The 24,109-nt window shown below is 60.6% G+C and carries 22 protein-coding genes and 1 tRNA gene; 12 read left to right on the top strand and 11 right to left on the bottom strand.

Translation table 11 applies throughout. The features are described 5' to 3' along the window. Positions 1–45 precede the first annotated feature (45 nt). Complete coding sequence (locus PAB09_RS10970; protein ID WP_271033687.1) at positions 46–930, bottom strand: A/G-specific adenine glycosylase; 885 nt, start codon at positions 928–930, stop codon at positions 46–48. A gap of 114 nt (positions 931–1,044) precedes the next feature. Between PAB09_RS10970 and PAB09_RS10965 the strand changes: the two genes are divergently transcribed. Both PAB09_RS10965 and PAB09_RS10960 read left to right on the top strand, forming a co-directional pair. After that, positions 1,045–1,668 carry a carbonic anhydrase gene (locus PAB09_RS10965; RefSeq protein ID WP_271033686.1) on the top strand — a complete coding sequence of 208 codons (624 nt, stop codon included), beginning with the start codon at positions 1,045–1,047 and terminating at the stop codon, positions 1,666–1,668. 90 nt (positions 1,669–1,758) lie between these two features. Continuing rightward, the gene (locus PAB09_RS10960) at positions 1,759–2,589 is read left to right on the top strand and encodes a hypothetical protein (RefSeq protein WP_271033685.1); all 831 of its coding nucleotides are present in this window, start codon (positions 1,759–1,761) and stop codon (positions 2,587–2,589) included. Here PAB09_RS10960 and radA read toward each other — a convergent pair. Further along, positions 2,576–4,006, bottom strand: a complete 1,431-nt coding sequence (radA, locus tag PAB09_RS10955) for a DNA repair protein RadA (RefSeq protein ID WP_271033684.1) — start codon at positions 4,004–4,006, stop codon at positions 2,576–2,578. The two genes, PAB09_RS10960 and radA, sit on opposite strands and share 14 nt — an antisense overlap. Before the next feature lie 645 nt (positions 4,007–4,651). Between radA and PAB09_RS10950 the strand changes: the two genes are divergently transcribed. Beyond that, positions 4,652–6,547, top strand: coding sequence for a hypothetical protein (locus PAB09_RS10950; RefSeq protein WP_271033683.1), 1,896 nt, complete (start codon positions 4,652–4,654; stop codon positions 6,545–6,547). 274 nt (positions 6,548–6,821) lie between these two features. Here PAB09_RS10950 and PAB09_RS10945 read toward each other — a convergent pair whose 3' ends face one another. After that, on the bottom strand, positions 6,822–7,397 hold the full coding sequence (locus PAB09_RS10945) for a hypothetical protein (RefSeq protein WP_271033682.1): 576 nt from the start codon (positions 7,395–7,397) through the stop codon (positions 6,822–6,824). Positions 7,398–7,750: 353 nt separating this feature from the next. Between PAB09_RS10945 and PAB09_RS10940 the strand changes: the two genes are divergently transcribed. The 5 genes from PAB09_RS10940 to rlmB are packed head-to-tail and all read left to right on the top strand — an operon-like array spanning position 7,751 to position 11,992. After that, a complete protein-coding gene (locus PAB09_RS10940) occupies positions 7,751–8,344 on the top strand; it encodes a CarD family transcriptional regulator (RefSeq protein WP_271033681.1) in 594 nt (197 codons plus the stop codon). A gap of 6 nt (positions 8,345–8,350) precedes the next feature. Continuing rightward, positions 8,351–9,106, top strand: a complete 756-nt coding sequence (ispD, locus tag PAB09_RS10935; protein ID WP_271033680.1) for a 2-C-methyl-D-erythritol 4-phosphate cytidylyltransferase — start codon at positions 8,351–8,353, stop codon at positions 9,104–9,106. Continuing rightward, positions 9,099–9,587, top strand: coding sequence for a 2-C-methyl-D-erythritol 2,4-cyclodiphosphate synthase (ispF, locus tag PAB09_RS10930; protein ID WP_271033679.1), 489 nt, complete (start codon positions 9,099–9,101; stop codon positions 9,585–9,587). Before ispD ends, ispF begins: the two co-directional genes overlap by 8 nt. 23 nt (positions 9,588–9,610) lie before the next feature. Continuing rightward, positions 9,611–11,014 carry a cysteine--tRNA ligase gene (cysS, locus tag PAB09_RS10925; RefSeq protein WP_271033678.1) on the top strand — a complete coding sequence of 468 codons (1,404 nt, stop codon included), beginning with the start codon at positions 9,611–9,613 and terminating at the stop codon, positions 11,012–11,014. Positions 11,015–11,050: 36 nt separating this feature from the next. Next, the gene (gene rlmB, locus PAB09_RS10920) at positions 11,051–11,992 is read left to right on the top strand and encodes a 23S rRNA (guanosine(2251)-2'-O)-methyltransferase RlmB (protein WP_271033677.1); all 942 of its coding nucleotides are present in this window, start codon (positions 11,051–11,053) and stop codon (positions 11,990–11,992) included. A gap of 149 nt (positions 11,993–12,141) precedes the next feature. On the opposite strand, the gene PAB09_RS10915 is transcribed toward rlmB, so the two are convergent. Beyond that, positions 12,142–12,975, bottom strand: a complete 834-nt coding sequence (locus PAB09_RS10915; RefSeq protein WP_271033676.1) for an alpha/beta hydrolase family esterase — start codon at positions 12,973–12,975, stop codon at positions 12,142–12,144. 379 nt (positions 12,976–13,354) lie between these two features. Between PAB09_RS10915 and PAB09_RS10910 the strand changes: the two genes are divergently transcribed. Both PAB09_RS10910 and PAB09_RS10905 read left to right on the top strand, forming a co-directional pair. Beyond that, the gene (locus PAB09_RS10910; RefSeq protein WP_271033675.1) at positions 13,355–14,452 is read left to right on the top strand and encodes a LacI family DNA-binding transcriptional regulator; all 1,098 of its coding nucleotides are present in this window, start codon (positions 13,355–13,357) and stop codon (positions 14,450–14,452) included. Positions 14,453–14,518: 66 nt separating this feature from the next. After that, complete coding sequence (locus PAB09_RS10905) at positions 14,519–14,911, top strand: hypothetical protein (RefSeq protein WP_271033674.1); 393 nt, start codon at positions 14,519–14,521, stop codon at positions 14,909–14,911. 18 nt (positions 14,912–14,929) lie between these two features. On the opposite strand, the gene otsB is transcribed toward PAB09_RS10905, so the two are convergent. The 5 genes from otsB to thrE form a co-directional block, all read right to left on the bottom strand. Beyond that, complete coding sequence (gene otsB / locus PAB09_RS10900) at positions 14,930–15,697, bottom strand: trehalose-phosphatase (RefSeq protein ID WP_271033673.1); 768 nt, start codon at positions 15,695–15,697, stop codon at positions 14,930–14,932. Positions 15,698–15,709: 12 nt separating this feature from the next. Beyond that, on the bottom strand, positions 15,710–16,207 hold the full coding sequence (locus PAB09_RS10895; protein ID WP_271033672.1) for a hypothetical protein: 498 nt from the start codon (positions 16,205–16,207) through the stop codon (positions 15,710–15,712). Continuing rightward, positions 16,204–17,685, bottom strand: coding sequence for an alpha,alpha-trehalose-phosphate synthase (UDP-forming) (locus PAB09_RS10890; protein WP_271033671.1), 1,482 nt, complete (start codon positions 17,683–17,685; stop codon positions 16,204–16,206). The genes PAB09_RS10895 and PAB09_RS10890 overlap by 4 nt, the downstream gene beginning before the upstream one ends. Before the next feature lie 5 nt (positions 17,686–17,690). Beyond that, positions 17,691–18,032: a hypothetical protein gene (locus PAB09_RS10885; protein WP_271033670.1), complete on the bottom strand. Its 342-nt coding sequence runs from the start codon at positions 18,030–18,032 to the stop codon at positions 17,691–17,693. A gap of 118 nt (positions 18,033–18,150) precedes the next feature. Further along, entirely contained in the window at positions 18,151–19,560 is a 1,410-nt protein-coding gene (thrE, locus tag PAB09_RS10880; RefSeq protein WP_271033669.1) for a threonine/serine exporter ThrE, read from the bottom strand. A gap of 283 nt (positions 19,561–19,843) precedes the next feature. On the opposite strand from thrE, the gene PAB09_RS10875 reads away from it, so the two are divergent. After that, positions 19,844–19,919: transfer RNA gene (locus PAB09_RS10875), tRNA-Thr, on the top strand. 162 nt (positions 19,920–20,081) lie between these two features. Here PAB09_RS10875 and PAB09_RS10870 read toward each other — a convergent pair. Then, complete coding sequence (locus tag PAB09_RS10870; protein WP_271033668.1) at positions 20,082–20,576, bottom strand: Panacea domain-containing protein; 495 nt, start codon at positions 20,574–20,576, stop codon at positions 20,082–20,084. A gap of 137 nt (positions 20,577–20,713) precedes the next feature. Further along, positions 20,714–21,949, bottom strand: coding sequence for an MFS transporter (locus PAB09_RS10865; protein WP_271035379.1), 1,236 nt, complete (start codon positions 21,947–21,949; stop codon positions 20,714–20,716). A 364-nt stretch (positions 21,950–22,313) separates the two neighbouring features. Here PAB09_RS10865 and PAB09_RS10860 point away from each other — a divergent pair, with 364 nt between their 5' ends. Next, a complete protein-coding gene (locus tag PAB09_RS10860) occupies positions 22,314–24,050 on the top strand; it encodes a pyruvate dehydrogenase (RefSeq protein ID WP_271033667.1) in 1,737 nt (578 codons plus the stop codon). The last annotated feature ends 59 nt before the right edge of the window (positions 24,051–24,109 follow it).

The following is a 24,109-nucleotide window of genomic DNA, read 5'->3' as shown; positions in this document are numbered from 1 at the left end:
CTCAAGCGAAGGCCATTCTAGCGGCTGAGTGGCAAAGCTGATATGTTATGCCGGAAGTGATAGGTGACCCGGGTCGGTCTGTATCGCTAAACCATCCTCAATCAGGGAAAATAATGCCCGTGAGCGTTGCGCGGCATCGGGCCACACAAGGTCGATTTCTTTCAATGCAACCGGGCTTTCCGACGCCCGCAGCACCGCCATGATCTTGCCGCGTACTTGCCGATCCGTGCCCTCAAACTTCTGGACTCGCCTTGCCGCCGCGCGTACCTCTTCCTCCTGCGGTTGCGGGCACCCCAGGCGTTGCCAGGTGCAGTCGTCGACGATGGGGCAGTGTTCGCAGTGTGGTTGTTTTGCACACACCAACGCCCCGAGCTCCATCACGGCCACGCTAAAGGTTGCCGCATCGCGTTGGGGCAAGAGCGCGACCGCATCCTCGAGATCAGCCTTGCGCGCAGGGCCTGCCAAAAGCCGCCCGTGAATCCAGCGGGCGATCACCCGGCGCACATTGGTATCGACCACCGGCACGGCCTGCCCGTAGGCAAAAGCCGCCACGGCGCGCGCGGTATAGTCGCCGATGCCCGGCAGCGCGAGCAGTTCATCAACCGTGCTTGGTACCTCGCCGCCGTGGCGTTGCACCATCGCTTCTGCTGCTTGCTTGAGCCTGAGTGCACGCCGCGGGTATCCAAGATTGTGCCAGGCGCGCAGTACGTCCGCATTGCTTGCTGACGCCAAGGCTGCAGGCGTAGGCCATCGATCGATCCATTCCAGCCACAGTGGCTCGACGCGGGTGACAGGAGTCTGCTGGCTCATGACTTCGGACAGAAGGATGCCCCACGCCGAGGTTTCTGGATTGCGCCAGGCGATGGTGCGCCCGTTTTTCTCGTACCACCCGATGAGCTTGTCGGCGGGGGTAATGCGTGAATTGTTCATAAACCAGAAAATCCTGTGTCAAATGCCTAAAGTGTCGTCTAAGCCATACACCCATTGGAATGTGAGGCAGTGCAAAAATACCAAATAGGCCTTTAATGGTGCCAGAATGAACATATGACCGCTGACACATCACATGATCCAAAAGAAGTCTGGAAAGCACTGCTGGAGGGCAACGCTCGCTTTGCCGCCGGAAAGCCACAGCGTCCGAACCAAGACATCGAGCGCCGTCAGGCATTGACCCACGGCCAGTCCCCCCGCGTGTGTGTGTTTACCTGCGGTGATTCCCGCGTTCCAGCAGAGATCCTCTTCGATCAGGGTCTCGGAGACATCTTCGTGGTCCGCACCGCCGGTGAGGTCGTGGACTCCGGTGTGATGGGATCACTCGAATTCGCCGTGCTTGGCCTTGGCGTTGATGTCCTCGTGGTCCTGGGCCACGAAAACTGTGGTGCCGTGGGCGCCGCGCGTTCGGTCCTCGACGGCGCTGAGGTGCCCACCGGCCACCAGCGTACGCTAGTTGAGCAGATCACCCCATCTATTCTTGAGTCGCGCTCCTTCGGTGGTGATGACTCCGCCGATTATGAGCGCCACCACGCCGCCGCCGTGGTCAATAAGATCATGCAGATTTCCCCCGCGATCAAGAATGCTGTGGATAACGGCGAGGTCGCCCTCGTTGCCGCCCGATACCGCCTTTCCGATGGCGCTGTGGAAACCGTCAAAACGATCGGCATCGACGAATAGCGGGAAGTTCGAAACAAATCGAGATCGGTTTTAAGACACACCGAGGCATAAGTCCTCGATTTGTCTCCATTTACATTTAGGCTGGGTTTCGTGGATCGACGCGAGGAAAGCAGGCAAGGACAGCGAAGTGGCGCGCACCAGCGCAGCCCAAGGCGCGATGGTGCATCTACCGGTGCCCGCCATCGTCAGTCGGACGTGCGCGCCCAAGGTGGGCGTTTACCGCAGGTCTACTACCAGCGCCGTCGCGCCGCCGCGGTGATCGCATTGGTCATCATCGTCCTGCTCGTGGCCTGGGCGTTGTCCGCGATTGGTGGAAGCAGTGAGGAATCGGCTTCCCCTGTTGCCTCCACCGCAACCAGCAGTAAGGCGGTGTCGCCTTCGACCTCCGCCTCCCTTACTCCCACAGCCGAACCCGGCAGTGATAGTGACTCCGGAGGGGTACCGGCGGCTCCCGCTGCCTCCGATGAGTCCGCCGCAGCCCGTTCAGACGAGGAAACCCCGACTAGCACGGCGTTAGCCGCAAACCTGCCGGTGTGTGACATCAATGCGCTCCTGATGACCGCGAGCACCGACCACCCCACCTATGCGGCGGGTGCGCTCCCGGTGTTTTACATGGGACTGAAGAACACCTCGCCGGTGGACTGTGTGGTCAACGTCGACGAGAATCCCCTTCGCTTCGAAGTCTATGACCTAGCAACAAACCAGCGCATGTGGTCCGACGTGGACTGCAACACGGCCGTCAAGACCGGCCAGCAGGAGCTCAAGGCGGGGGAAGAGATCTACTTCCAGGCTAAGTGGTCGCGCACGTCCTCGGCACCAGAAAAGTGTACGCAGCGCGAAACCGTTCCGGCGGCCGATTATTACCTGCACACCGTCATCGGTAACAACGCCTCCGAACCCGCAACCTTTAACCTGAAGTAGTCGAGGCCCCCAACGTCATCGATAGCGCGTCGTTGATGTCGGCAACTTCGATGACTTTCATGTCGGTTCGCTTACCTACCTGGGAGCCTTGCGGGACGAAGGCCTGCGTATAACCCAATCTGGCCGCCTCCTGGACGCGCTTACGAACATTGGGCACCCGGCGGATTTCCCCGGCTAGGCCAACCTCGCCCAGCACCACCGACTTCGCGGGTAGTGGCTTGCGTGCCATCGCGCTGGCGGTGGCAAGCGCTACAGCCAGGTCGGTTGCTGGCTCTCCTACTTTCATACCCCCTACGGTTGCGACATAGACTTCCTTGTCATGGGTGCGCTTATTCGCCCGGGCGGACAACACTGCTAACACCATCGGTACGCGCGTGGCATCAAGGCCGGTGACGGCCCTGCGCGGGTTTTTTGACTCCGTGGGAACAACGAGTGCTTGTACCTCAGCCACCATGGGGCGAACCCCGTCCATCGCCACGGTTACAGCGGTTCCGTCCGGGGTGGCATCCCGGTGTGAGAGGAAAAGACCAGACGGATCCGGTACTTCCTTGATTCCGTCAGCTTGTTGCTCGAAGCAGCCGACTTCGTCTGTGGCGCCAAAGCGATTTTTAATGCCGCGCAGCAGCCGTAGGCTGGAGTGCCTATCGCCTTCGAAGTGCAAGACCACGTCTACGAGGTGCTCGAGTACACGCGGACCCGCCACGTTGCCGTCCTTAGTGACGTGGCCTACAAGCAATACTGGGATTCCGGTGGTTTTTGCCAGGGTGGTCAATGCAGCCGTTACCGCACGGGATTGCGCCACGCCGCCAGCCACCCCTTCTACTCCCGCTGCCTGCATGGTCTGCACCGAGTCGACGATGATCAGCGATGGCTTAACCTGCTCGACGTGGCCGAAAGCTACGTCCAGGTTGGACTCTGATGCCAGAAAAAGCGTCTCCTGCAACGCCCCCGTTCGCTGGGCGCGCATTCGCACCTGGCCTGCGGACTCCTCCGCGGTGATATATAAAGCCGTGCGGTTTTTGCCATCTGCACCATGCTGCTGAGTCCACCGGCTGGCAACCTCAAGCAGGAGCGTGGATTTGCCAACGCCTGGTTCTCCTGCGAGCAAAATGACGGAGCCAGGCACCACGCCATTTCCAAGTACGCGGTCAAGCTCTCCGATTCCGGTGCTAAATGCATCCGCGGTTGCGGCATCAATCTTTGTAATAGCTCGCGCGGGACTAGCCGGAGTAAGCCCGCCTAGAATGTGCTGGGCGCCTTCTCCTTGACCGGGGGCGCGGCCACTGGCTACTTGCGCTACGACTGCGCGCTCCTCCATGGAACCCCATGCCCCGCATTCTGGGCACCGCCCTAACCACTTAGGAGAAGAATAACCGCATTCGGAACAAGTATGGATGCTGCGAGCCTTTTTTGCCATGTGCCCATGCTAGAACGTGTCCGCGACATTCAGGATTTTGCCTTCGAACTAAGCATTCGAACACTGTGCACGAACAAAATGGTATCCAACTGTCGCCCAATTCTGAGTTTCCGGCTTGCATAGTCAAACTGCTTAAACTGAGTGAATCGTGAGAGACTGACTTTCTCTTAGATGGAATAAAGCCCAGAAGCCTCTGCTTATATAAGTAAAAGCGAGAGAGATTGTAAAGGATTTCATCTCAATTTGGCGTCGAGGAGTTCGACTGGTGAAAGTAATGAGATTGCAATTTTGCGTTTGTCATTTCCGAGTCCACATTCCCAAAAATGTGTGGTAGTGGGTTACTTTACTTAATGAAAGTAGTTTGTTGATATATTCTCCAAGTTAGGCTGTAGCCTATCATTTGGTGATCATTGTGGAGGAATATCTTAGTTGTGTAATTTGAACTAGTTAAGCTAGAATTTAGAGTCGGTCGAAGTTAAAGCTTAACTTTTCATCAAGCTTCAAATGAGAAGTTCTCAGCAAATGGTCTGGACATCGCATACTTCTACGGGTATTAGCTCTTAAAGATGGTGTTTTGCGCAACTTGTTTGGCAAATAGAACTTCCAGCTTATGTGCTGGTTAAGCAAAGAATCGTGGTCAAAGATATGCGAAAGAAGTCAGTCGGTGTTGCCGCACTCGGTGCGGTAATGGGGCTGCAGCTTGCCTTTGGCCCGTTGATCGGCAACGCTGCCGGTTCGGATGCGGCCAGTGATGCTTTCGCTGTTGAGGCGACTCTTATTGCTGAGTATGGTGATGCTGCTACCGGGAACACGGACGGCGCGGGGGTGTCCGGTCCAAGTAGCATCTCTGGTGCGATCGAACCTCATGGGGATGAGTCTGAATCGGCCACTGCCGAGCATGCCGCAACCACTGAGTTGGTTGGGCCGACCGTGACTGAAACTTCAGCTGACTTCGATTACTATGACTGGGCATTTTGCTATCTCGATGGCGTTTACTATTGGCCCTGCTGGGGCAATGGCGATACCGAAAACGATGAGGCTGGGGAGCTTACTAAGGAATTCAGCGCCACGACCAGTGCTGAAGCAAGAACGGGAACAACTGCCGAGCAGACCGCCTCGGCTGAGAAAATATACGAACCTGCGCCGGTGACGTCGGAAAGCTTTGAGCCAACCGTTGTGGAGACAGGCGCGAACAATGAGACGGTATTGACGAGCACCTCGGCCTCTGGCGCTGAGGTGACCTTTGACGGCGAGCTTGAGATTTCGGGAAACCACGAAGGCGAAGTGGTGGAATGGAATGTCGTTATCCCTGCCCCGAGCCAGGATGTTGCAAACACCACCTTGGAGATCACTCGATCGGGTGGCAACTGGGGTTTTGATAAGAAGATTCTTGGGAAATACGAATTCGGCCCAGGTATCACCGTTGTCAGCGTGAAGAACGATCTCGTAGTTTTGTCGATCGACAATCTAGTTGCGGGTGAGGTTAGGTCCGTGACCATTCCGGGGCTCGAGCGTGGCAACGATGGCAAGATCAATAAGGCCTCAGTAAGAATTTCCGGTGCGAAGGATTCTTTCTCCCTCACAGGACAATACGAACTGCAACTGTCCACGGAGAACCCATCTACCACCGTGGAGTCTTCTACTGCGGAGGCAACGACAGAGCAAGTTTCGACTAGCGCTTCCGAGCCGACTGCTGAGTCGTCCGTGGTTGTAACCTCCGAGAAAACTACCGAACAGACTTCGGAGACTACGTCGAAGGAGCAGACTTCTAATTCTGCTGAGCCGACGCCGGATACTAGTGTCACGCCTGTATCCAGTGTTGAGCCGACCCCGAGTGCGCAGGAGTCTTCTACCACTGAGGCCGTCACTTCTACGGTGGAAACCACTCACGGGGAAATCACTGCTGAAGAAACCTCTACAGTAGCGTCCTTCACAGAGGAAAGCTCGACGCAGGAGCCTGTTTCTTCCCTTACCAGCACTAATGATGCGGCTGTCGAGCCCATCGAAGAAAAGACCACCTCGCTGGAAGCAACAAGCCGCTCAGCGTTGGCAACCATCACCACGGAGGAGACAGGTACCGAGGATTCTATTGGCAACGAGGATACGGCGGTAGCGAACACGAACAATCGGCGGTCGCGTACGGCTCAGCCGCAAGCACTGCAGTCCGCGCAAGCCTCGACCGTAGCGCTTGGGCAGGCAGAAACCCCCGTTGCCCCGGCACAGCAGCCAGCCGCGAGCGGCCAGCCGAGCACCGGCGATGGAGGCGCTGCTCCCGCTGACCAGCCGTCAGACGCGCAGGCCGAGCGGGATTCGGCGAACCCGGATTCTGCTTTGGCGGATGCTGAAAAATCGGATTCCACTGCGGATACTGTGATTGCTGCCAGCCAGCCCGCACCGGGGGATCTCGCTGAAATCCATAGCATTCGTGAGGCTGATCAAGGTGATCGGGGTATCCCACCAGTGGATATCGCTCTCAACGCCGTCGCCTTCACGGTGCTCATCGGTGGGGCAGTGGGTCTCTACCGCCTGCTGAAGCTTTAAAGGACAAGCTCAAAGTGCCCAGCACGAGGGTGAAAACCCCGAGCTGGGCATTGTGTGCTTCTGGCCCCTCCCCACGTGCGCTTGGGTAACTATGATGGTCAGGATCCTCGTCAGTAAAGACATGGAATGCCTGCGTGTGTTGCATGCAGGGAGCGGGCGAGGTAGTCAGTGAGGGTGGAAAACAGCGCCCGGCAGGAATCGGTGGTTTTCTGCCGGGCGCTGTGGGCGTCGGAAAGCAAAAAAAAGCTCCCCCTGCAAGCAGGGGGAGAACTTCTTAGTGGGAGGCCTCTTCGGTAGAAACCGTGCGGTCCTCGGTGCCGGACTCCAGAACCGGCTCGGAGATTGTGGCCTTAACGGTAATCTCACCATCATCGAAGGTGAAAACAACGTCCTTCGTGCCACCGAGTGCCAGGCCGGTGTTTTTCAGGGAGGTCTTCACGAAGGTGATGTTGGATAGGTCGGGCTCAGTCAGCTTCTCGATCTCGGAAGCGATGTCGGCAACCAAGGAGGTGCCGGACGGGATGGCGGTCTCACCGTCAATGGTGACCTCCTCGCCGCCAACGGTGACGGACTGAAGATTGTGCTCCTTGTCCGACGGATCCTGGTTGATGGCCGTGAACTTCAGGCCAGCCTCGCCCTCGGAGGTCAGGTGCACGGTGACGTCGCGGACAGCGACGGCGTTGTCGCTGGTGTTGCCCTCAGCGCCATCGACGGCAGCGACCTGAGATGAGGTCTGGGTGATCTGGCCAGCGGAGCAGGATGCCAGCGCCAAGGCGGAGACTGCAGCTACAGAGATCAAAGCGCCGCGGCGTGCGGTGGCCTTCAGGGACTTCACGTGTTCGTCCTCCATCGGGGGTGAGTTAGGCGTATAGCTTGGCCGAAAAGCCCCCCCTCATGCGCGGATGGGAGGGGAACCATCATGGCCAAATTTTCCCTATTCACTCTAGTATCTTCTGTCTGCCTCCACACAGTTTGTTTGAAAGCTACGGGACCAAAAGGGGGGAAACGAAAGACGGATTCGCGTTTTTTCACGAAAAAGAATGTTGATTTGCTTCCTTCGAGGTCACGGCGTTTAAATCGATTGCTTTTTGCTTTCCGACGGACAAAGTGTGTGGCGTGAATCACCGGTATGGGGAGGTGGTAGCCCGAATTTGTGCGCATGCTAGAATAGGTCAGTCTGAAAACGCCTATTGAGGAGTGTAGATGGAATTCAAGGTCGGCGATACCGTCGTTTATCCGCATCACGGTGCGGCAGTAATCTCGGCGATCGAGCAGCGCGAGATGGGCGGAGAGACCTTGGAGTACCTGGTTCTCCAGATTCACCAGTCTGACCTCGTCGTCCGCGTCCCCTCCAAGAACGCTGAATTGGTTGGCGTGCGCGACGTCGTCGATGACGAGGGCCTGCGCAAGGTCTTTGGCTTCCTGCGTGAAACCGACGTAGAAGAGGCAGGCAACTGGTCTCGTCGCTTTAAGGCCAACCAGGAGCGCTTGGCATCCGGTGATGTGAACAAGGTGGCGGAGGTCGTGCGTGACCTGTGGCGCCGCGATCAGGGACGCGGACTGTCCGCGGGCGAGAAACGCATGCTCGCCAAGGCACGCCAGGTGCTGGTGGGGGAGCTGGCACTGGCCGACAACGTCGATGACGCCAAAGCTGATTCCTTGCTGGCTGACATCGACGCAACGATCGAACGCCAGCGCGCCTCCGGCGTCTCGGGTGCCGACGCTGCAGCGAAGTCCTCGCTGGATGATGACTTCGACGTGGATTTGGATGACCTCAACTTCGACGACGAGGATTAGTCCGACATGGCCGCACTGGGCGAAAATCCGCGCCGAGTCGTCGCGCTAGTGGCCGCGGCGGGGCAGGGCACTCGGCTCGGCGCCGAGATTCCCAAAGCCTACGTCTCACTGCGAGGAAAACCACTGGTGGTGCGTTCGGTGCAGGCCATGATCACCTCCGAGGTGGTTGACGAGGTCATCGTCTTGGTTAGCCCCGCCATGGAGGACTTTGCCTGTACGCTGCTGGCAAAGTCGGGCCTTCTGGACGCCGAAATCCCCGTGCGGCTGGTCCACGGTGGGGGCGAACGCGCCGATTCCGTGTGGGCCGGACTGCAGGCCATCGCCGACGAGGACGCCGTGGTGCTCATCCACGACGCCGCCCGTGCGCTGACCCCGCCCGGCATGATCGCCCGGGTTACCCGTGCGGTGCTCGAAGGCGAAGATGCCGTCATCCCCGTCCAGCCGGTGGCGGACACCATCAAGCGGGTGCACGACCACCTGGTGGTGGAAACCCCCGCCCGCGCCGACCTGCGCGCGGTGCAAACCCCGCAGGGATTCGATCTGCGCACCTTGCGTGCGGCCAATCGCGCCTATTTTGGCGATCCCGCCCCCGGCTTCACGGCCACCGACGATGCCAGCCTCATGGAGTGGTTCGGCGCCCGCGTGGCCTGTGTGCAGGGTGACCCGATGGCCTTTAAGATCACCACCGCGCTGGACTACCAACTGGCCAGGTCAGTGACGGACCAGGCCGAACCGACCATCTTCGAGGTGCCCGATGTCTGATTTCATCATCCCGCGCGTCGGTGTAGCTACCGACGCCCACCAAATCGAGGAGGGCAAGCCCTGCTGGATCGCCTGCCTGCTCTTTGACGGCGTGGACGGCTGTGAAGGGCACTCCGACGGCGATGTCGTCGCCCATGCGCTTGTCGACGCCCTCCTGTCCGCCTCCAACTTGGGCGACCTAGGCAGCTTCGTCGGCGTGGGGCGCAAGGAATACGACGGAGTCTCCGGTGCCCAGTTGCTGCGCGAGTGTCGCGCGTTGTTGGAGGACAATGACTTCGTCATTGGAAACGGCGCGGTGCAGTTGGTGGGGCAAACCCCTAAAATGGGGCCGCGCCGGCTCGAGGCCGAGGCCGTCATGAGTGAGATCCTCGGTGCGCCGGTGTCGGTTTCGGCAACCACCACCGACCACCTCGGTTTCACCGGTCGCCGTGAGGGGCGGGCCGCAGTGGCCACAGCCGTCGTGTGGAAGCGAAGCCAATAAGGGCATCAGTTACACTAAAGGGCGTGACTTTACAGATCTTTGACACCGGTTCCCGCTCGCTCCGTGACTTCAAGCCTCTCCGGGAAGGGCACGTGTCAATCTATCTGTGTGGCGCCACACCGCAGTCCTACCCGCACATCGGTCACGTGCGTTCTGGCGTGGCCTTCGACGTGCTGCGTCGCTGGCTATTGGCCAAGGGTTATGATGTTGCCTTTGTCCGCAACGTCACCGACATTGATGACAAGATCCTCACCAAGGCAGCCGAGAATGGACGCCCGTGGTGGGAGTGGGTGTCCACCTTCGAACGCGAATTCACCTGGGCCTATAACACCCTAGGCGTGCTGCCCCCATCGGTGGAGCCGCGAGCTACGGGACACGTGACCCAAATGGTCGAGTACATGCAGCGCCTCATCGACGCCGGCTTCGCCTACGCCGCCGATGGCTCGGTGTACTTCGATGTTGCCGCCTGGGTCGCCGCCAGCGATGGTGACTATGGCAGCCTTTCCGGCAACCGAGTCGATGAGATGGAGCAAGGGGAAACGGATAACGCGGGCAAGCGCAATCAGCTGGACTTCGCGCTGTGGAAGGCCGCCAAGCCCGGCGAACCCTCGTGGCCCACGCCGTGGGGAGCGGGTCGACCAGGCTGGCATTTGGAGTGCTCGGCGATGGCCACGTGGTACCTCGGTGGCTCCTTCGATATCCACTGCGGTGGCCTCGACCTCCAGTTCCCTCACCATGAAAACGAGATCGCCCAGTCTCACGCCGCAGGCGATGGCTTCGCTCAGTATTGGATGCACAACCACTGGGTCACCATGAGTGGGGAGAAAATGTCGAAGTCGCTGGGCAATGTGCTCAGCGTGCCCAATATCTTGGAGCTGGTGCGCCCAGTGGAGCTGCGCTATTATCTAGGCTCGGCTCACTACCGCTCCATGCTCGAATACTCTGAGGCGGCGCTGAAGGAAGCAGCCCAAGGCTATCGGCGCATCGAGGCCTTCCTGGCCAAGGTGGGTCCGGTTGACAAGGGCGAGTGGACGCCCGAGTTCGAGGCGGCGATGGACGATGACCTTTCCGTGCCGCGCGCGCTGGCCGAAATCCACAACACTGTCCGCGCCGGAAACTCCGCCCTTGCTTCAGGCGATAAGGCGGAGGCCGTGCGCCTGGCGTCCGCGCTGCGCGCGATGACGGACGTGCTGGGCGTGGATCCGCAGTCGGAGAAGTGGGCGGGTCAGGCCAACGCCGAGAACACGGCCGCGTTGGACGCCCTGGACGTGCTGGTCACCGCAGAGCTACAGCGTCGCGCCGATGCCCGCGCCGAGAAGAACTGGGCAGTTGCCGACGAAGTTCGCGACCGTCTGGCCCAGGCCGGCATCGAGGTTACCGATACCGCTGAAGGTCCGCGCTGGTCGCTTCAGGATTCCAACAACTAGACTTGCACACTCATACTTTTTTCAATAAGGACTCACATGGCTGGTAACGACCCCAAGCGCCCAGGTCTGCGAAAGACCAACAAGAAGGGTGCCGTCAAGGGCACCGGCGGACACGCCCGCCGCGCCCTGCGTGGCAAAGGCCCCACCCCGAAGGCAGAGGAGCGCGAATACCACGCAGCGTATAAGCGCAAGAAGGAACGGGAACGCCGGGATTCCGGCCGCCACGTCAAAGAGGAGACCACCGAGCTGGTCGTCGGGCGAAACCCTGTTGTTGAGTGCCTGCACGCGCGTGTGCCCGCCACCGCGATGTATATCGTGGAGGGTACTAAGAACGACAACCGCTTAAGCGAAGCGGTGCAGATCGCTCATTCCCGTGGCATCCCGCTGATCGAGGTTCCCCGCTACGAGATGGACCGCATGACCGGCAACGGCATGCACCAGGGCATTGGGTTACAAATTCCGCCCTATAAGTACACCGACGTCTTCGACCTCATTGCCAAGGTGAAGGACTCCGGCGAAAATGGCATGATCGTGGTGTTGGATAACATTACCGACCCGCGCAACTTGGGTGCGGTCATTCGCTCCGTCGCCGCTTTCGGCGGGCACGGCGTGGTGATACCGGAACGTCGCTCGGCATCGGTCACGGCCGTGGCCTGGCGTACCTCGGCGGGTACCGCGGCGCGCTTGCCGGTGGCCAAGGCCACCAATATCACCCGCACGCTCAAGCAATTCAAGCAAAACGGTTATCAGGTCGTGGGTCTTGACGCGGGCGGCGACTACACGCTCGACACCTACGACGGCACCGGCCCGGTGGTCATCGTGGTCGGCTCCGAGGGCAAGGGTATTTCTCGCCTCGTGCGCGAGACCTGCGACACGATCATGTCGATCCCAATGACCGGGTGGGTCGAATCCCTCAACGCCTCGGTCGCAGCCGGCGTGGTCTTAAGCGAGTTCGCACGCCAGCGCCGGGCAAATTAGGAGGCTTTCTACTCCTTCGAAGCGTGGACACCAGTGGCAGGACTGCCGGTGCCCACGCACTTTTCGTGAGTAGCTGGGTGTCGTGATCGCTTCGATTGCTTGGGCGCTCGATGTTCCTATTGCCAGCCTGCGTCATTGCTGGCGGTGCGTCAGTCCTGGGGAATTGGATAGTCCAACCCGCAGAATTGAGCAAACTTTTCTGCGGCCAGAAACATGGTGGTTGAAGGGCCTAGGAATCTTTCGGGGAACTCCTTGCCACAGGGAACTGCGTGTCCCACCCCATGCAACGCCCACGCCTCGATGGGGGCAAGGCCGGTATAGCGGGCGATGGCGGCGGTTTGCTCGAGGGAATGTGGTAACGCTGTGACGTCGGCAAGCACGGCGTGATTGAGCCGCGCATAGTAGTCGACGGTGTCGCTGAAAGAGGTGATGTCGCCGCGGGTATTGTGGCCGCCGTGGAAGGGGGAAAGGGGGTCTACGGTGCCGTGCATGAGGAAGATAGGGGTGGGCTTCCATCCGGTGATACTGGACAAAAAGTTGTCGGGGACGGGCTGGGTGGCGGCGAAGATGCCGGCGGCATCGATAAGGCCTGGGGCCTCGTGCAATAGGCGGATGACCATCTGCCCGCCATTGGAATAACCGGCGACGATCACGCGGTTGGGGGAGAAGGCTTCGATGAGCAGGCGCAGGAATGCGACGTCGTCGGTGCCAAGCTGCCTGGTCTTTTCGCCAAGGTCGCGCCGGGAGTCGTTCCAGTGATGGGCGATGCCCTCGGGATAGACCACGGTGGTTCCGGTCTGTGCGAAAGCATCGAAGGTGTGGTTGGTGAAGCGGCGGGCAACGGTGCCCGACTGGGTGGAGCCATGCAACCACACGAGAAGATCGCCGGTCGGGTTCGTGCCGGGAATCGTCAGATAATGGCGCGAGGTTGCACCAACGGCGATTTCATGGCGCTGAGGGCGCGCGTGGGACGAGTTCGGCATGCCTTCCAGAGTACTTCCGCCAAAGAAGGTGGAAGAAAACGGAAGAGAAGTCAGCATAACCGGGCGTTGTAAATTGTGGGTCTGGGCGTACCATGTCACGCTTTTCGTACCGCCGGGTTGACAAGGACTAAAACGATAAAGGGGATGCAATCGAACATGATCGGGGGCGGAAAGCAGGGGCGGAAAGTGGCTGCCTGTAGACACCGTCCATCAAAGGTCAGACCATAAAGGGTGAGTTCGTGCAGGCTACGGCATAAAAGTGCGCACGGGGATAGGGTGTCGGCACAATTCGTGAAAAACAGCCCCGAATGAGGGAAATTTACTTAACCATTTCTGCGTGCTTATGTGAAAGCAAAACTTTGTGGGATATTTTTGTTTCATGTCGAAGCGAGCAAAGCGAACCTCCCTTGCCTCCCTGGCGAAGGAACTGGGGGTCTCCCGGACCACCGTCTCGAATGCCTACAACCACCCCGAGCAGCTTTCGGCGCGTCTTCGTGAGAAGATCCTGGAAACCGCAGAGCGGATGGGTTACCCAGGCCCTGACCCCACGGCGCGCTCCCTGCGCACGAAGCGGGTAGGCGCGGTAGGCGTGTTGCTGACTGAGCACCTCACCTACGCCTTCGAGGATCTGGCATCGGTAGATTTTCTGGCCGGCATGGCCGAGGCGTCCTATGGTTCCCAGACCTCGCTAACGCTCGTCCCGGTGGGCCCCAACACCACCGACGTCCTCTCGGCCCGCCAGCTGGTTAACTCCGCTGTGGTGGATGGCTTTGTGGTGTACTCAGTGGCAAAGGATGACCCATATCTGGTCGCCGCGCGCACCCGCGGCCTGCCGATCGTCATCTGTGATCAGCCCGCTGACGATCTAGAACTGCCCTTCGTGGGTATTGATGATCGCGCCGCCATCGGCCCCGCCGCCCAAGCGCTCGTCGATGCGGGCCATACAAAGATCGGCATCCTGTGTATCCGTTTGGATACCCAGCCCAACAATGGGCCCGTGAGCGCAGAGCGCCTCGAAAACGCGCACCATCACGTGCAGCGTTCCCGCGTGCTGGGCGCCTTGGATGTCTTCGGCAATGCCGGCATTGACCCCGCGGACGTGCCAATCGTCGAGCGCCACATCAACGATCCCGAGAACAATATCGATGCCGCCCGTGAGCTGCTGGAGCAGAACCCGGAGCTGACGGCGGTGCTGTGCACCACCGACACCATGGCTCTCGGGGTTATCGGGTATACAAAGTCCCAGGGGATTTCCGTGCCCGAACAGCTTTCGGTCACCGGCTTCGACGGCATCGCGCCTGCTTTGACGATGGGCCTGTCGACGGTGATTCAGCCGAACAAGGACAAGGGAAAGCACGCCGGCCGGATGCTGGCATCGCTGCTCAATACCGGGGACGAGGCGGTCGAGGGCAACCAACGAGTGCTCTTGGAGTACACGTACAACGAGGGAACGACCGTGGCGGCGCCGCGCGCCTAGGGCGTGCAAAGTAATGTATGACACCGGGTGCTGAACGGTGTTTAGTTGCCTCTATGCTTGATAGCTATGGAACCACTTGAGATCAACGGCGGCCGCTTCTACGCCCGCCCGCTGCACGATGACGAGCGTATCGACGACACCCCGGCCTTGGCCTTGGCCAACCCGGGTGGCATGGACCTGGTGGGTGTGGCCGAACTACGCCAGCGCTGGGCGGATGACACGATGTACACCTGGGCGGTGTGCGAGCAGACCAACGTGGAGATGATTGGCCTGGCCATCCTGCACCCCGGCGTCGACGGGGCAAAGGCGGTGCTCGACGTGGTGCCGGTGGGCGATCCCACTCGAGTGCTGCCGAACGACCCGGTGCTTGTGCCAAAGACCGTCGGCGACGTGGTAGAGATCCGTGGCCCCATTATCCGCTGGGCTCAGGCCAACGGCATGGAGGTTTCTGCGATCTAGCAGCGGCCGCGCGGTGACCTAGCGGTCCATGAAGGCCTCACGGCGGTCGGCAAGCTGTGCCAGTAGCGTGCCGACGCCCGCAATGTCGGCAACCCGCCAGGTTGCCTCCGTGTCACCGTCGCCCACTTTCACGGACAAATCATCTGGGCCGAGCGCACGGAAGCCATCCTCGTCGGTGGTGTCATCGCCTAAGAAGACGGTGGCGGTGGGGGTGTTTTGTGCCTTGTAGTCGGCGATCCAGGTGCCCTTGGTGGCCTCGGTGACCGAGGCCTCCACGATCCACTTGCCGGGCTTGAGGCGAACACCTGGAATGGAAAGCTCCAGGGCTTCATCAAGCGCGCGCTTGGCCTTTTCCACGTCGTCCTCATGTCCCTGCGCGATCGCGCGGATGGCGTGCAGCACCCTGTGATAGGGCTTGTGCTCGACGAACATGCCCTCTGCCGCGGATGCCAACACCTCGAATTTGGCCTCTACCTGGGCAAGCCCGGTGACCTGAGCCGAGGTGAGCACGACTGGGTGGTCGCTGGACTCGGCACCGTGAGAACCGACGAGGAGAAACTCATCTTCGCCGAACCCCGAGGCGGAACGCAGTCCGTCTAGGTGGCGGCCGCTGAGGATGGCAACGGTGGTGGCCGGCAGTGCTGCGAGGCGACGCAATGCGTCGACTGCCTCGGCGTTGATAGGGACGTCGTTGGGATCGGCGCTGAATCCGGCGAGAGTGCCGTCGAAATCAGAAACCACCAGGAGCTGGCTCGTTGTTGCTAACTCTTCAATGCTTGGGCTCATGGTTATTAAATTCTAGCCCACCGAGACAAGCCGAATGGCGCGCGGATCGGCATCGCCTTTATCTTCCTGTAAGATCATCTCCCCGGAGCCTTCATGGCGAATGCTGAAGGTGCCGTCGTAGAGCAGGTCCACCAGCGCGTCATGGATATAGCGCACCCGCCCCGTGCACTGGGACTCGTCGATGGGGCGAAACTGCATCTGGCTAAACGTGGCGTGGGTGGCATCCTCCGGTGCTGCGGCAGCGCCCGACTCATCCGTGAAGGCGACCATGCCCGCAAGAGGGGAGCAGCCGCTAAACCCGGTCACCGACTTTCCGCCGAATCCCAGCTCCACTGCGCCGGCGACGGAATCATCCACCGCGCTCGGGGTGCCGGGGGTGGTGTAGACATCTGTGACCTGCCAGGTGGCATCGGCGACGGCGGTGGAATCATCGGCGCAGGCAGCAAGGGGGGCAAGACAGGTAGCAGCAATAAGGGCGAGGCCAACTCGGGTGGCCAGTGCCCGCATCACGCATCACCGCTGTCGCGGGTGTTGCGGTGGATCGTGGCAAGTGACTCGAGGAAAGAGCTGGCCCAGAGGTTCACGTCGTGGTCGATGACCTGCTGATGCATGGCGCGCATGCGGCGGGCAGCGGTGGCCTCGTCATTTCGCAGCATGGAGACGGCGTTGCTGAGCTGGCGTTTGATCGACTCCATGTCAAAGGGGTTGCACAAGAAGGCATCGGAAAGCTCTAAGGCAGCACCAGCGAATTCCGAGAGCACGAGCGCGCCAGTGCCGTCGCCGTGGCAGGCCACGTACTCCTTGGCCACGAGATTCATGCCATCCTTGAACGGGGTCACCAGCATAATATCGGCCGCGGTGTAGAGCTTGATGAGCTCCTTCTTCGACACCGACTGGTGCTGGTAGAAGACAACCGGCTTGCCGATGCGCCCGAAGCGGCCGTTGATACGCCCCACGGCCTCCTCCACGCGGGAGCGGGTGCGCTTGTAGTGATCGATGCGCTCGCGCGAAGGCGTGGCGATCTGCAGGAGCACGGTCTCTTCGGGGTCGAGCACCTCTTGCTCGAGCAATTCCTCGAAGGCCAACAGGCGCTGCAGGATGCCCTTGGTGTAGTCGAGGCGATCCACGCCCAGGATAAGCGTTGCGGGATCGCCGAGGTCGGCGCGCACGGCGGCGACCTCTTCCTTGGTGGGGGCTAGACGGAAAACCTCATCGACGTCAATGGAGATGGGGAAGCTGCCCACTCCCACCTCGCGCTTGTCGCTTGCGGTGATGTGTGCAGTGATCTCGCGGACGCTTGGCTGGCCGGAAACCTCGAGCTCGTCCGGCTGGCCGGTATGCGAGCCAACCCCGCCTGCCACCTCCCGGGTAAGCTCCAGAAAATTGGCGGCAGACGACGGCAGGTGGAAACCGACCAGGTCGGCGCCGAGTAGGCCGCGGACGATTTCCTCGCGCCACGGAAGCTGGCGGAAAAGATCCGGGGAGGGAAATGGAATGTGCAGGAAGAACCCGATGGTCAGATCCGGACGGATCTGGCGGAGAATGCCGGGAACCAACTGCAGCTGGTAGTCCTGCACCCAAACGATCGCTCCCTCGGCGGCGACCTCGGCGACCTCGTGGGCGAACTTGAGGTTGACCTCGCGGTAGCCCACCCACCAGCTGCGATCGTAGATCGGCGGGACGATGAGGTCGTGATATAACGGCCACAGGGTGGCATTGGAAAAGCCCTCGTAGAAGGACTCGTAGTCGTGGGCGCTCAAAGCGACTGGGTGCAGGAGCACCCCGCCGTCGGTGTGGAAAGGATCGGGCACCTCATCGGTGGTGCCCGGCCAGCCCACCCAACAGCCCTGATGGCGCTCGAGCACTGGACTGAGCGCTGCGACGAGGCCGCCCGGCGAAGGGCTGAAAGTACTGGTGCCATCAACGGCGACGTTGATATCTACAGGCAGCCGGTTAGCTACCACTACGAATGTGTTGTCACCGCTCATGATCTTTAGGCCTTCTTCGTTGTCTTCTTGGCGGCCTTCTTTGTTGTCTTCTTAGCCGCCTTCTTGGTGGTCTTCTTCGTAGCCTTCTTGGTGGCCTTCTTCGCCGCCTTCTTGGAGGCCTTCTTTGTGGCCTTCTTCGGGGCGGTGGCCTCCTCGTGCTGAGCGGCGAGCTGGCGGTAGTTGAGGCCCTCTGGCTCTACGCCGAGCATGCACATGAGGGTGACCCCGTCAAAGAAATCCTCCGCGTAGGTAGCAACAATGCGGCGCGCGGCGGCTGCGGTCTCGGCCTCGACGGCGTGCAGCGCGTCGGCTGAGGTGGTGCGGGTGTCAGTGACCTTGGGTGGCAAGGGTCCTCCTGTTTATGAAAGTAAGACAAGTCTTGACAAAATATTGTAGCCCATCGGCTCAAACGCGGAGGCAACCGGCGGGGGAAGCCACGCGGTGGACGTCGGAAAGCAATAGCGACTATCGGCTCAGGCTGCCGCGGGGATACAACCGCAGGCGCGGCGGACGGCGCAACCTACGAGCGATCCATTCGCCGAGCACCACCCCGGCGGCCAGCGCGGAACATAGCGAAAGCGCGATGGCGAGGTTGGTAAAGCCGGCGAGCATCTGCTCGTTGAGGGCGGCATACATGCCCCGGTAGATCGACAAGCCGGGCAGCATGGGGGTAATGCCCGCGATGGCCGTGATCAGTGGCGGGATGAGGAACCGGCGCGCGAGCAGGCCACCGGCGAGTCCGATGACGGTTGCGGCAATGGCGGTGGAGGTCACCACACCCAGGCCGGAGGGGATGAGCACGAAGTAATACAACAACGAACCGGCAAGCGCGGTAAGTCCAGAGATGAACACCGAGCCGATCTCCGCGTAGCACGCCAGGGCGAAGGAAGCCGAGGCAAAGGCACCGGCCAACGCCTTGGCCAGCGCGGAGGCGTAGTTGGGCGCGGCCGCCGACTCCAACGGCGGTAAGGAAATCCCCATCAACTGGGCGACCTGGATTCCAAGGCCCACGCCGCCGACGATGGCGCCGGTAAGCAGCAAGGTCTCGAAAAACCGCGCGGATGCCGTCACCGGCGCACCCGTGATGCCGTCCTGCAGCGATTGCACCATCGTCAAACCGGCCAGCATCACCACGATTCCCGAGGCGACGATCTGGCTGGGGACCACCGAAAGCCCCTGGCTGGTGGCAATAAAGTAGGCCGCCGCGGCCGGCAGGGTGGCGACGAAACCGCCATAAACATTCTGGAAAAACAGCGGCAGCGAATGCTTAGCCAACCAGGCTGAACCGGCGATGATCAGCACGGAGACCAAGCAGGAGATCACCGCCTGCAGCCAGCTACCGCCCAAAAGCACCGCCACTGAGGCACCCATGCCACCCCAGCCCACGAGGGAGGTCCTAAAACCATAGGTTGCCGGTGTTGCGTAGAGCTCGTCGAGGATCTTCGTTGCCACCTCCGGCGGGGTGGCGCCCGCCTGAATGGAGCGAATGAGCCGGTCAACCGCGCTGAGTTTGGAGAAGTCCGTGGTCATCTTGCCCACCACGCGGAACACGCTCACCGGAGTTAGCTGATCGTCGACACCGATGTTGGTAAAGACCGTGATCGTGTTGAGGGTGATGTCCACGTGGCAATACACCAGGCCGTAGGCGGCGGTGACCGCATGGATCTGCGCGCTGGCGTCCTTGTTGGAGGTGCCCGAGGACAACAAAATGTCGCCGATCCGCGCGGCGACGTCCATGACGGCGGCGACCTGTGTGGTATCGGTGAGATCCACCGGTGCCAGCGGCGACGGCGGCGGCGCTGCACCGACGGCATCGATGGTGGCCACCCGCCCTGCGCGCTGGAGGAAGCTGCGCATCCTTGTGCCTAAAGTCATTCGGTTGCTTCCTTCCGCTTTAATGGGGCAATGACAAGATGGGCGTGATGAATCGCGGCCTAGGCTTCCACACCTCGATCGCTTATGGCAGGCGGTACGGTCGTTGCTTTCCGACGTTCACCGCGCCCACATTAACCTGCCACCAAACTACCAACAACGCCGCGTGTACCCGTTCCTTGGAATCGGCTGCGCCTTTAGGCTATTATCAGTGGGCAGTCAAAGCGAAGGTTGGATTCATCGCCCCGTGGTGGGTTTCACTTATGGCCAGTTTCGCCGTGACAGTGCTGGAGTGGCGCAATTGGTAGCGCAACGGTCTTGTAAACCGTAGGTTGTGGGTTCAAGTCCCATCTTCAGCTCCAAACATGCAGGCCACAGCCCAACCGGTTGTGGCCTGTAGTGCTAAGTCACTAAAAAATCACTAAAAAATAGACCGCAGGTCACACCGAAAAAAGTTCTTCTAGGCACCGTGCAGTAGCGTGCTCTAGGTGGACAAAGCAAGATTCTGCTGCCCCAAGGCATGCTCATGGGGTAGGTGGGGTGTCGGTCAGGCTGAGTATCGCGTGGAAGTAGTCGGAGATGATGTCTTCGGGGATTTCTACGTTGCTGTCGGCACCGAGGGTAAGCCCGTGATGGGAGCGCACCTGATCCCAGGGGGTTCCGGGCTTGGTGACCATGTGGGTGATCTTGTCCTCGCTAAAGCTGTCGAAGGTGGTGATGATGGAGTCGAGAATGACCTTGTTATTGCCGTCGATGCGTGAGGGAATTCCGCCGTCGACAGTGTCTACGATGGTCTGCTCGTCCAAGCTTAGATACAGATCGGCGCTGGCCGGCCCCCGCGACCATGCCTGGAAGGTGGTATTGACGATCGGCCGATCGGTGAGCGCGAAGGCGAACCCCTGGGCAAAGTACACAAGCTGCTGCAACTTCCACGCTGTGACCGGGTTGGAGCAGCCCTCAGCCAGGTAAGCCCCGGCATCTTGGACGCGCAGGATCCGTGCCAAGGTGCCATTGTGCATGGTGCCTCCGTGTTCGTTGTTCTCATTGTGTGCTGGTCACTGAGCGCAGCGCCTTGTGCTCAGTGCACAGCGCTACACCCAGCGAATTTATTGGATGAGCTCAAGAAGTTATCCGCGATAATAGCGCAGGTGTTGCCTTAACGGGGCTGCTTGACCGGGATCATCATGACCAGACCGGCGACAAGAATGAGCCCGATGGCGAGGATGCCGGTGCGATCCTGGCCGGTGATGCCCGTAAACAGGGAAAACAAAGCCGGTGCCAGGGGGCTTACGGCGCGGCCGGTGGTGGCATAAAGCCCAAAGAGCTGGCCCTCGTTGCCGCCGGAAGCTAGGCGCGACAAGAAGGTGCGGGAGGCGGACTGGGCGGGGCCAACGAAAAGGCACAGAGCTAGCCCGAAGATCCAAAACATTGTGGGGCCGGAGACGACGTAGAGCACCGCAGAGACGATGAGCATGCAGGCAAGAGAGACCGCGATTACCGGCTTGGGGCCATACTTGTCGTCGAAGCGGCCACAGGCCAAGGCGCCGATAGCACTGATGACGTTGGCGGCAACACCAAACAAGAGGACCTGGTCGGCGGCGAAACCGTAGACGGACACCGCGAGGATGGCGCCGAAGGTAAACACCCCCGCGAGCCCATCGCGGAAGACGGCCGAGGCCAGCAGGAACCATAAAGTGTTGCGGTCGGCCACCCACAGGTGCTTCAAGGTGGCAAAAAGGTACTTGTAGGAGCTTTTCAAGCCCCCAGTTTCCATCGCTGGGTTAGCGGGGATCTCCGGGACCTTGAACATCACGGGAAGACCAAGGAACAAAAACCACAAGGCTGCGATGACGACAACAAGGCGGATGTTGAGCCCACCGTCGGTGGAGATACCCAGCAGTCCGGCCTGACCGCCCGCAGAGCCGGAGATGAAGCCCACGTAGCACAGCAGCAGCAAGATGATGCCCCCGAAATAACCAAGCGACCAGCCAAAGCCGGAGACCTGGCCGACGTTGTCCCTCGTGGAGACCTGGTTGATCATCGCGTAGTAGGAAACCTCGGACATGGCGAAGGTGACCGAGGCGATCGCCATGATCGTGATGCCCGCCCAGAAATACCCGGGGCCATCGTTTCGGATGAAAAACAACGCCATCATGAGCGCGAAGGTTGCCAGCGTCCAGACCCGCACGCTGCGGCGGCGTTGCCCGCGGGCATCGGCGCGTTGCCCCATGACCGGCGCGACCACGGCGATGGCAACGCCGGAAAGCGCGATGGCGAGTGAGTACCACGTGGAGGGAGGGGCGCTGGTGTGGATGTTCAGCCCCACCGAGTCGGTGAGGTAGACGGAGAAGACGAAGGTGACCAGCACCGCGTTGAAAGCAGCGGAACCCATATCCCACAGGCCCCACGAGACGATGGTGGCTCGATCGGTGCGGATGCCGGGGGAACTGGTTGGTGCCGGTGCGGGATGCTGCTGGCGGTGGGCAAGTCCTGTCTCGTTCATGGGAACCAACTTAAGGCCTTTGCGGCCAGCGCGCAGCACAAGCGGAGGAAAAAGTGTGACCTATGACTTAGTGTGGGGGTCAGTGAGGTTCTTGAGATTTTAGGTTGAAATAGCAACAATTGCGGGCGCATAGTGGGGTCAAAGGGGTTACTGAAACGGTTAAGTAACTCTTTTGGCTCGCCGCCTCCCATCGTCGGCAAGCAAGAATCGAATTAATGAGCAACGAAGTACACGACAAAGAAAGGCAAGACCGGTGGCACGCACGTATGCGGAACAACTCGTCGACACCCTCGAAGCGCAGGGGGTGAAGCGGATCTTTGGCCTGGTAGGCGATAGTCTAAACCCGATTGTCGATGCCGTGCGTCGATCCTCGATCGAATGGGTCCACGTGCGCAACGAGGAGGCGGCCGCCTTCGCCGCCGAGGCTGAGTCCTTGGTGACCGGCGAGCTAGCCGTGTGCGCTGGATCCTGCGGCCCGGGAAACACCCACTTTGTGCAAGGCCTCTACGACGCCCACCGCAACGGCGCGAAGGTGCTCGCCATCGCAAGCCACATCCCCTCCCGCCAGATTGGCTCCTCCTATTTCCAGGAAACCCACCCGGAACTGCTATTTAACGAGTGCTCCGGCTACTGCGAGATGGTCAACTCCGCCTTCCAGGGCGAGGTGATCCTCCACCACGCCATCCAGTCCACGATGGCCGGCAAGGGTGTGTCCGTGCTTGTCATCCCCGGTGATGTTTCCATGCAGGAGGCCGAGCCGGATACCTTTGTTGCCTCGAAGATTTCCTCGGGGCGTCCGGCACTGCATCCCGATCCGGCAGAGGCCGCCGACCTCATCGAGGCCATCAATTCCGCCAAGACCGTCACCCTTTTCTGTGGCGCTGGCGCCAAGGATGCCCGTGAGCAGGTGCTCGCGCTGGCGGAAAAGATCAAAGCCCCGATTGGCCACGCCCTCGGCGGCAAGATGTACATCCAGTACGACAACCCCTTCGACGTCGGCATGAGCGGGCTTTTGGGCTACGGCGCCTGCTACGATGCCACCCACGAGGCCGACCTGCTCATCCTGTTGGGCACCGACTTCCCCTACAACGACTTCCTGCCGCGCGACAATGTCGCCCAGGTCGACATCGACGGCTCCCATATTGGCCGGCGTACCACCATCAAGCACCCGGTCACCGGCGATGTCGCCGCAACCATTGATGCGATCATCGACCGGGTTGCGGAAAAAAAGGACCGCACCTTCCTCGATCACATGCTCAAGCTGCACCACAAGAAGCTGCGCGATGTTGTCGATGCTTACACCAGCAACGTGGACAAGCACGTGCCGATTCACCCGGAGTATATTGCCAATATCGTCGACGAGATCGCCGCCGACGACGCCGTGTTTACCGTGGATACCGGCATGAGCAATGTGTGGGCCGCCCGCTATGTCACCCCCAATGGCAAGCGTGAGCTGCTGGGCTCCTTCCGTCACGGCACCATGGCCAACGCCCTGCCTCAAGCCATCGGCGCGCAGGCTGCACAGCCGAACCGCCAGGTGGTGAGCCTGTCCGGCGATGGCGGGCTGGGCATGCTCATGGGCGAGCTGCTCACGGTCAAGCTGCACGAGCTGCCCATCAAGATCGTGGTCTTTAACAACTCCTCGCTCGGCATGGTCAAGCTGGAGATGCTGGTCCAGGGCATGCCGGAGCACGAGACCGACCATGATCAGGTGGACTTCGCGGGCATTGCCAAGGCCATTGGAATCAAGCACGTAAGGATCACCGATCCGAAGGCTGCGCGGGCCCAGCTGGAGGAGGCCTTTGCCTACCGCGGTCCGGTGCTCATCGACGTGATCACAGATCCGAATGCGCTGTCGATCCCGCCGAGCATCACGATGGCCATGCTCCTGGGCTTTTCCAAGGCGGCCACCCGCACCGTGTTCGACGGCGGCGTCGGACACATGATCGACATGGCCAAGTCCAACCTGCGCAACATTCCTAAGCTTTAGGCAGCTGGAAGCCTTCTTGCGTTCAATGGGCCCGCTGATGCTGGCCTGCCTTGGCGCCG

This window comes from Corynebacterium sp. SCR221107 (assembly GCF_027886475.1).
In the GTDB taxonomy this organism is placed as follows: Bacteria; Actinomycetota; Actinomycetes; order Mycobacteriales; family Mycobacteriaceae; genus Corynebacterium.
Note: the sequence above shows the minus strand (reverse complement) of the source record. Positions and strands in the feature narration are given on the sequence as shown.

Excerpts from the sequence above, each read along its gene's own strand:
- PAB09_RS10905 (WP_271033674.1), top strand. The coding sequence starts at position 14,519 with ATGGAACCACTTGAGATCAACGGCGGCCGCTTCTACGCCCGCCCGCTG.
- PAB09_RS10940 (WP_271033681.1), top strand. The coding sequence starts at position 7,751 with ATGGAATTCAAGGTCGGCGATACCGTCGTTTATCCGCATCACGGTGCG.
- PAB09_RS10890 (WP_271033671.1), bottom strand. The coding sequence starts at position 17,685 with ATGAGCGGTGACAACACATTCGTAGTGGTAGCTAACCGGCTGCCTGTA.
- thrE (WP_271033669.1), bottom strand. The coding sequence starts at position 19,560 with ATGACTTTAGGCACAAGGATGCGCAGCTTCCTCCAGCGCGCAGGGCGG.
- PAB09_RS10910 (WP_271033675.1), top strand. The coding sequence starts at position 13,355 with ATGTCGAAGCGAGCAAAGCGAACCTCCCTTGCCTCCCTGGCGAAGGAA.
- otsB (WP_271033673.1), bottom strand. The coding sequence starts at position 15,697 with ATGAGCCCAAGCATTGAAGAGTTAGCAACAACGAGCCAGCTCCTGGTG.
- PAB09_RS10970 (WP_271033687.1), bottom strand. The coding sequence starts at position 930 with ATGAACAATTCACGCATTACCCCCGCCGACAAGCTCATCGGGTGGTAC.
- PAB09_RS10965 (WP_271033686.1), top strand. The coding sequence starts at position 1,045 with ATGACCGCTGACACATCACATGATCCAAAAGAAGTCTGGAAAGCACTG.
- ispF (WP_271033679.1), top strand. The coding sequence starts at position 9,099 with ATGTCTGATTTCATCATCCCGCGCGTCGGTGTAGCTACCGACGCCCAC.
- ispD (WP_271033680.1), top strand. The coding sequence starts at position 8,351 with ATGGCCGCACTGGGCGAAAATCCGCGCCGAGTCGTCGCGCTAGTGGCC.
- rlmB (WP_271033677.1), top strand. The coding sequence starts at position 11,051 with ATGGCTGGTAACGACCCCAAGCGCCCAGGTCTGCGAAAGACCAACAAG.
- PAB09_RS10950 (WP_271033683.1), top strand. The coding sequence starts at position 4,652 with ATGCGAAAGAAGTCAGTCGGTGTTGCCGCACTCGGTGCGGTAATGGGG.
- radA (WP_271033684.1), bottom strand. The coding sequence starts at position 4,006 with ATGGCAAAAAAGGCTCGCAGCATCCATACTTGTTCCGAATGCGGTTAT.
- PAB09_RS10870 (WP_271033668.1), bottom strand. The coding sequence starts at position 20,576 with ATGCACAATGGCACCTTGGCACGGATCCTGCGCGTCCAAGATGCCGGG.
- PAB09_RS10865 (WP_271035379.1), bottom strand. The coding sequence starts at position 21,949 with ATGGGTTCCGCTGCTTTCAACGCGGTGCTGGTCACCTTCGTCTTCTCC.
- PAB09_RS10915 (WP_271033676.1), bottom strand. The coding sequence starts at position 12,975 with ATGCCGAACTCGTCCCACGCGCGCCCTCAGCGCCATGAAATCGCCGTT.
- PAB09_RS10945 (WP_271033682.1), bottom strand. The coding sequence starts at position 7,397 with ATGGAGGACGAACACGTGAAGTCCCTGAAGGCCACCGCACGCCGCGGC.